Consider the following 8,027-nt stretch of genomic DNA (forward strand, 5'->3'; position numbering starts at 1 on the left):
GCCTTAGCATTCTGCCCAAATTCTCGATAACGTCTAGTCTGTGAGCACATCCAGCGCGTTGACACCAGAAGACCTGCCCTCGAAGGATCTCCGGTTTGGCCGGATTCCCATCACCAATGTCTCCCCCGTCGTGGAGTACGGGAGATTCCCTGCGAAGGCCGTTCCCGGGGAGGACCTCGTCATTGGGGCCACCGTGTTCCGCGAGGGGCATGACCTCGTGGGGGCCAGCGCCGTCCTCTACGACCCGGAGGGAACCGTCGTCGCCCGGAACCGGATGCACCCGGTGGGTCTGGGGCTGGACCGGTGGGAAGGCATGCTGCGCCCCGAAGGGACGGGCCACTGGAGCTTCGCGGTGGAAGGCTGGGCCGACGTCTACGCCACGTGGCACCACAACGCGGAGGTGAAGATCGCCGCCGGCGTCGACGTTGAACTGATGCTGACCGAAGGCCACCAGTTGTTCAGCTCCGCGGCTGCAGAGCGCAGCGGAGCCGACGCCGAGGTGTTCCGCGCCGTTGCCGCAGCGCTCGCAGACACCGGACTCCCGGTGGAAGAACGCCTTGCCGCCGCCGGAACCGGGGCCGTCACCGCCATCCTGGACCGCGATCCGATCCGCGACCTGGTCACCAGCTCGGACCGTTTTCCCCTCCTCGTGGAGCGGGAGCTGGCCGGCCGCGGCGCCTGGTACGAATTCTTCCCGCGCTCCGAGGGAGCGGAATTCGATCCCTCCACCCGCGAGTGGACGTCCGGAACGTTCAGGACGGCCGCCCGCAGCCTGCAGCGCGTGGCGGACATGCAGTTCGACGTCATTTACCTGCCGCCGATCCATCCGATCGGCACCACGCATCGTAAGGGCCCGAACAACACCCTGGTTGCCGGTCCGCAGGATCCGGGCTCTCCGTGGGCCATCGGCGCACCCGAAGGCGGACACGACGCGATCCACCCCGATCTGGGGACATTCGAGGACTTCGATGCGTTCGTTGACACCGCCCGCGAGCTGGGCCTGGAAGTCGCCATCGACCTGGCCCTTCAGGCGTCCCCGGACCATCCCTGGGTGGCCAGCCACCCGGAATGGTTCACCACGCGCGTGGACGGCACGATCGCCTACGCCGAGAACCCCCCGAAGAAGTACCAGGACATCTACCCCCTGAACTTCGACAACGACTACGCGGGCCTGTCGCAGGAGATCCTGCGCATAGTGCGGCTGTGGATCAGCCACGGCGTGCGGATATTCCGCGTTGACAACCCCCACACCAAGCCGCTGCGGTTCTGGGAATGGCTGATCGGCACCGTCAACGAAGAGTACCCGGACGTCATTTTCCTGGCCGAGGCGTTCACCCGGCCGCCCATGATGCATGCCCTCGCCAAGGCAGGGTTCCAGCAGTCGTACAGCTACTTCACCTGGCGGAACACCCGCGAGGAGATCGAGGAGTACTTCACCGAGGTCTCCCACGAGTCTTCGGCCTTCTTCCGCCCGAACTTCTTCGTGAACACTCCCGACATCCTCACCGAATTCCTGCAGTACGGCGGGCCCGGTGCCTTCAAGATCCGCGCCGTGCTGGCCGCCACCGGCAGCCCCCTCTGGGGCGTCTACGCCGGCTACGAGCTGTTCGAGCACGTTGCCCGGCCCGGCGCCGAGGAGTACATCGACAACGAAAAGTTCGAGTACAAGCAGCGGGACTTCGCCGCAGCGGAAGCGGAAGGCCGCAGCCTCGCTCCCTACATCACCCGGCTGAACGAAATCCGGCGCCACCATCCCGCATTGGGCGACCTCGAGAACCTCACGGTGCACTCCAGCACCGACGAGTCCACCGTGGTCTACTCCAAGCACAAACAGACCCGTCCCGGCGACCCGTCCAGCAAGGACACACTCATTATCGTGGTTAACGTGGACCCCCACAGCGCCCGCGAATCCACTGTCACGCTCGACCTCGATGCGCTTCAGCTCGCCCCGCAGGATCTGAACGAAGACGGCACCTTCTGGGTGGATGACCTCATCAGCGGCCAGAGCTGGCGCTGGGGAGCCCACAACTACGTCCGCCTGGACGCCCACTTTGAACCCGCGCATATCCTGTCAGTTCGGAGGAACTCCTAGTGCCCAACCCGTTTCAACTGCACGCACCCGGCCTGACCAATGATCCGCATTGGTACCGCAAAGCCGTTTTCTACGAGGTACTCGTCCGCGGCTTTGCCGACGCCAACGGGGACGGATCAGGTGACTTCAGTGGCCTGATCGAAAAGCTGGACTACCTGCAGTGGCTGGGCATCGACTGCCTGTGGCTGCCGCCGTTCTTCAAGTCGCCCCTGCGCGACGGCGGCTATGACATCTCCGACTACTACGATGTCCTCGACGAATTCGGCACCATCAGCGACTTCAAGCGCCTGGTTGCCGAAGCGCACGCCCGCGGCCTGCGCGTCATCATCGACCTCCCGCTGAACCACACCTCGGACAAGCACCCGTGGTTCGAAGAGTCCCGCAGCGACCCGGACGGCCCCTACGGGGACTTCTACGTCTGGTCGGACACCGACCAGAAGTACGAAGACGCCCGGATCATTTTCGTGGACACCGAGGAATCGAACTGGACCTTCGACCCGGTCCGCCGTCAGTTCTTCTGGCACCGGTTCTTCAGCCACCAGCCGGACCTGAACTTCGAGAACCCCAAGGTCGTCGAGGCGATCTTCGACGTCGTGCGCTTCTGGCTGGACCAGGGCATTGACGGGTTCCGCGCCGATGCCATCCCGTACCTTTTCGAAGAGGACGGCACGAACTGCGAGAACCTCCCGGCCACGCACCGGTTCCTCAAGGACCTGCGCACCATGGTCGACGAGAACTACCCGGGCCGGGTCATCATCGCCGAGGCGAACCAGATGCCGCACGAAGTCGTGGAGTACTTCGGCGACGAGACCGGCGACGAATGCCACATGTGCTTCCACTTCCCGATCATGCCGCGCCTGTTCTATGCACTGCGGGACCAGAAGGCCGCACCCATCATCCAGACCATGGAAGAGACGCCCGAGATCCCGGCAGGCGCACAGTGGGGCACCTTCCTGCGCAACCATGACGAGCTGACGCTGGAAATGGTCACCAATGAGGAACGCCAGGCCATGCTCGGCTGGTACGCCCCGGATTCCCGGATGCGGGCCAACATCGGCATCCGCCGCCGGCTTGCCCCGCTGCTGGACAACTCCCGCTCGGAGATCGAACTGATCCACGCGATGCTGCTGGCCCTGCCGGGCAGCCCGTTCCTGTACTACGGCGACGAGCTGGGCATGGGCGACAACATCTGGCTCGAAGACCGGGATTCCTCCCGCACCCCCATGCAGTGGAACCCGGACCGCAATGCCGGATTCTCCACTGCGGATCCCGGCAAGCTGTACCTGCCGGTGGTGCAGTCGCTGGTGTACCACTACAACCACGTCAACGTGGAAGCGCAGCTGGCCAGCTCCAGCTCGCTGCTGCACTGGATCCGGCAGATGATCATGGTCCGCCGCGCCCACCCGGCCTTCGGCCTGGGGTCCTACCGCAACGTCCCGACCGACGCCGACGCAGCCCTGGCTTTTGTCCGCGAACTGCCGGACAACAACCCCGAGGGTGAGGTGGGCGAAACCATGCTGTGCATCTTCAACCTCTCCCAGCACCCCATCTCCGCGTCGATGAAGCTGCCCGAGTTCGCCAACCGCGGCCTGCGGGACGCTTTCGGCGGCACGCTCTTCCCCACCATCGGAGACGACGGCGCACTGACCCTGACCCTGGGCAGCCACGACTTCTACTGGCTGCGCCTGCGGTCGGTGAAGTCTGACACGTCCTCACCGCAGACCGAAGCCATTCCCATGATTCCGATCTCGGAGGCCGCACGGAGATGAGTCCACTGACGCCGTCCCTGCCCGAAATTCTTACCTCCTGGCTTCCCGGACAACGCTGGTTCCCGGCAAAGGGCCGTGAAGTCCTGCTGGAACGCGTCGGCGGGATCCGGCTCGAGGATCCTGCCGGCGAGGTAGGGCTGGAAGTCCACCTCATCGCCGTCATTTCCGGAGACCGCCGGGACGTCATCAGCGTTCCGGTGAGCTACCGGACCGCTCCGGCACCGGAGCTGGAGTCATCCCTGCTGGGGCGGGCGCGGCACGAGGATCTGGGGGAGCGGTGGCTCTACGACGCTACGGCCGACCCGGTTTTCGTTACCGCCTGGCTGGAGCTGATGCGGTCCCAGGCGTCGTCGCTGGACGGACACACGCACGGCTTTGCGCTGGACGGCTTCGAGAACTGGGAGCCGTTCCGGGCGCCGCTGCCCACCAAGGTCCTGAAGGGCGAACAGTCCAACACCTCGGTGATTGTCCAGGCTCCCGAAGCGCCGCTGATCGTGAAGTTCTACCGCGTGGTTGCCGCCGGGGAAAGCCCGGACGTCGAGGTCAGCGCACGGCTGACCGAAGTCGGGTCGATGGATGTTCCGGCGACCTACGGCTGGGTCACCGGCTCCTGGACGGATCCTGCGGAGGGGTCCGGAGAGAAACTGCTGACCGGCCACCTGTCCGTGCTCCGGGAATTCTTCCCGGGCAGTGAAGACGCCTGGCGGACCGCGTCCTCGGCGGCGCTTGCCGGCCGGGACTTCACCGCGGAGGCGGAGGAGCTGGGCGCCGCCACCGGCCGCATCCACCAGCAGCTGGCGGCAGCGTTCGGCAGCAGGCCACCCAGCGCCGCTGAACGCGCTGAGTTCCTCGAGTCCCTCAGCTCCCGGATCCGCTGGGCCTGGGCGGAAGCGCGGGACGTCGTCGGAGAATTCGACGACGCCGTGGAGTATCTGCTGGAGCAGGTCAACAACCTCCCGGCCCTGCCCAACCTGCAGCGCATCCACGCGGATTACCACCTTGGCCAGGTGCTGCGCGTTCCGGACCGGGGGTGGATTGTCCTTGACTTCGAGGGCGAGCCATTGCGGCCTGCAGCGGAACGCAGCGTTCCCGACGCGCCGCTGCGCGACGTCGTCGGCATGCTGCGCTCGATCGACTACGCCGCAGGCGTCGCGCTGATCGACGGCGCGGCCGGCGAGGGTGAATCCGACGAGGCCGTCCAGCAGCGCAGCGAATCGGTCCGCCGGTGGGCAACTGCTGCGGCTGACGCGTTCCTGCGCGGCTACGAGAAGGAAACCGGCACCACCATCAACCGCAGCGATCCCCTGTTCCTGGCCCTGTGGCTGGACAAGGCGCTGTACGAAGTTGTCTACGAGATGCGAAACCGTCCGCGGTGGATCAGCGTGCCCGCTGCCGCCGTGCGGTCCATTCTCACCACGGCCGATGACGCAGCACGCGGCAGCAAGGAAGAGAGCACAGTGAACAAGCCACGCAAGTCGCGGTCCACGTCCGCCACCGCAGACCCCCAGATGCCCGACGCATCGGTCCCCACCGATCCGATTCCGGTTCCCGAGGACGTGCTGCAGGCCGTTTCCGAGGGCCGTTACTACCATCCCCATGCCGTGCTCGGCGCACACCTGGACGAGTCCGGAACGGTAGTTACCATTCGGACCCTGCGCCCGCTGGCGCGCGAAGTCGTCGCGGTGACACCCGGTAAGCGGATACCGCTGCAGCACGAGTTCAACGGCATCTGGGTGGGCACCCTGCCTGCCCAGACGGCGGGCGCCGTTCCGGATTACCGCGTGGAGGTGACGTACGACGGCGGGGAGCCCCAGCTGTTCGACGATCCGTACCGGTTCCTTCCCTCCCTCGGCGACGTGGACCTGCACCTGATCGGTGAAGGGCGGCATGAAAACCTGTGGACGGTTCTGGGTGCCAACCTGCACCGTTACGATTCCGTGCTCGGCGCCATCTCCGGCGTCAGTTTCGCGGTGTGGGCCCCCAATGCCCGCGCGGTGCGCGTCAAGGGCGACTTCAACGGCTGGAACGGCATCATCAACGCGATGCGTTCCCTCGGCAGCTCCGGTGTCTGGGAAATCTTCCTGCCCGGCGTCGAGGCCGGTGCCCGCTACAAGTACGAAATTCTGGGCAGCGACGATGTCTGGCGGGAGAAGGCCGACCCCCTGGCCAAGGGCACCGAGGTGCCTCCGCTGACCGGTTCCCGCGTGGTGGAGTCCACCTATGAGTTCGGTGACGCCGAATGGATGGAAAGCCGGGCGGAACGGGATCCGCACAACTCGCCCATGAGTGTGTACGAGGTCCATCTGGGCTCCTGGCGGCTCGGACTGAACTACCGGGAAATGGCAGATCAGCTGGCCGAGTATGTGCAGTGGCAGGGCTTCACCCATGTGGAACTAATGCCCGTGGCCGAGCACCCGTTCGGCGGGTCCTGGGGTTACCAGGTCACCTCCTACTTTGCCCCCACGGCGCGGTTCGGACATCCGGACGAATTCCGGTACCTCGTGGACCGGCTGCACCAGGCCGGCATCGGCGTCATCTTGGACTGGGTTCCCGCCCACTTCCCCAAGGATCCCTGGGCGCTGGCGAAGTTCGACGGCCAGACGCTCTACGAACACGGGGATCCGTTCCGCGGGGAGCAGCTCGACTGGGGAACGCTGGTCTTCGACTTCGGCCGACGGGAAGTACGCAACTTCCTCGTGGCCAACGCCATTTACTGGCTGGAAGAGTTCCACGTTGACGGACTCCGGGTGGATGCCGTGGCATCCATGCTGTACCTGGACTACTCGCGGCCCGAAGGGCAGTGGCGCCCCAACGTCTACGGCGGGCGGGAGAACCTCGAGGCCATTTCCTTCCTCCAGGAAGTCAATGCGACCGCTTACAAGCGCGTGCCGGGCATCGTCATGATCGCAGAGGAATCCACCGCATTCCCCGGCGTCACCCGTCCGACCAGCTCCGGCGGACTCGGTTTCGGGCTCAAATGGAACATGGGCTGGATGCACGACACGCTCCAGTACATGTCCGAGGACCCGATCAACCGGGTCTACCACCACGCCCAGCTGACCTTCTCCCTGGTCTACGCGTACACGGAGAACTTCCTGCTGCCCATCAGCCACGACGAGGTAGTGCACGGCAAGGGTTCCCTGCTGCGCAAGATGCCCGGCGACCGGTGGCAGCAGCTTGCCAACCTACGCGCCTACCTGGCCTTCCAGTGGGCGCACCCGGGCAAGCAGCTGATCTTCATGGGTACGGAATTCGGCCAGGAAGCGGAGTGGTCCGAGCAGTACGGACTTGACTGGTACCTGACCGACACCCCGCAGCACAAGGGTGTCCAGCTGATGGTGAAGCAGCTCAACGAGATCTACCGCAGCACCCCGGCGCTGTCGGCACGGGACAACGAGCCCGCGGGCTTCCAGTGGATCAACGAGAACGACGGCGCGCGCAACGTCCTGTCCTTCATCCGCTGGGACCACCAGGGCAACCCGGTGGTCTGCGTGGCCAACTTTGCCGGGGCGCCGCACCAGGACTTCCGGCTGGGCATGCCGTGGGCGGGGGAATGGGTCGAAGCACTCAATACCGACGCTGCCGAGTTCGGCGGTTCCGGGGTAGGGAACATGGGCGTAGTGAACGCGGTGGAAGGTGCCTGCAACGGCCAGCCGGCCGCGGCCACGCTCACCGTTCCGCCCCTGGGCGTGCTGTACCTGGTACCTAAGCCGTAACCGCTCCACTGCGGCCCGGACCTCGGTCCGGGCCGCCGTGGTGTGCGCAGGGCCCGGAAACCGTGCTAGGGTTAATACCCGCGCTGATCGAGGGAATCGGACTTCTGGACTTTGAACCAGGGACCGGCTCCCGCGGGTTTCGACCATCAGCCGTGAGTCCGGGAACCAGGTTCCCGCCGGTCCGCCGGAAGGATCCACGGCCGGTTTGACACTCACCGGACAGTGTGGCTAAGATAGAAAAGTTGCTCCGGAGCGACGCAGAGCTTAGATCCCCTTGAGGATCAGCCTGCCGGTGCCGGAAGCAGTCTGTTGTTTGAGAACTCAATAGTGTGCCAAGTTTATTGATACCAATTTATTTTGATTGGTTGAACAGGCCGTTTCCGCCCACCCCGTGGGTGCGGGACGGTTTTTTTAGCCGGTTTCGAATTTAGTGCAGTGTCTGCAGCCAAT

3 protein-coding genes are annotated in these 8,027 nt (G+C 65.2%); all 3 read left to right on the forward strand.

Going from position 1 to position 8,027, the window contains the following annotated elements; genetic code table 11:
• The first annotated feature begins 40 nt into the window (after positions 1 to 40).
• The 3 genes from AC5RT8_RS16010 to glgB are packed head-to-tail and all read left to right on the forward strand — an operon-like array spanning position 41 to position 7,577.
• On the forward strand, positions 41 to 2,092 hold the full coding sequence (locus tag AC5RT8_RS16010; protein ID WP_494096706.1) for an alpha-1,4-glucan--maltose-1-phosphate maltosyltransferase: 2,052 nt from the start codon (positions 41 to 43) through the stop codon (positions 2,090 to 2,092).
• Positions 2,092 to 3,861 carry a maltose alpha-D-glucosyltransferase gene (gene treS, locus AC5RT8_RS16015; protein WP_494096707.1) on the forward strand — a complete coding sequence of 590 codons (1,770 nt, stop codon included), beginning with the start codon at positions 2,092 to 2,094 and terminating at the stop codon, positions 3,859 to 3,861. The genes AC5RT8_RS16010 and treS overlap by 1 nt, the downstream gene beginning before the upstream one ends.
• A complete protein-coding gene (gene glgB / locus AC5RT8_RS16020) occupies positions 3,858 to 7,577 on the forward strand; it encodes a 1,4-alpha-glucan branching protein GlgB (RefSeq protein ID WP_494096708.1) in 3,720 nt (1,239 codons plus the stop codon). Before treS ends, glgB begins: the two co-directional genes overlap by 4 nt.
• Positions 7,578 to 8,027: the final 450 nt, after the last annotated feature.

Source organism: Arthrobacter sp. Ms25 (genome assembly GCF_059090365.1).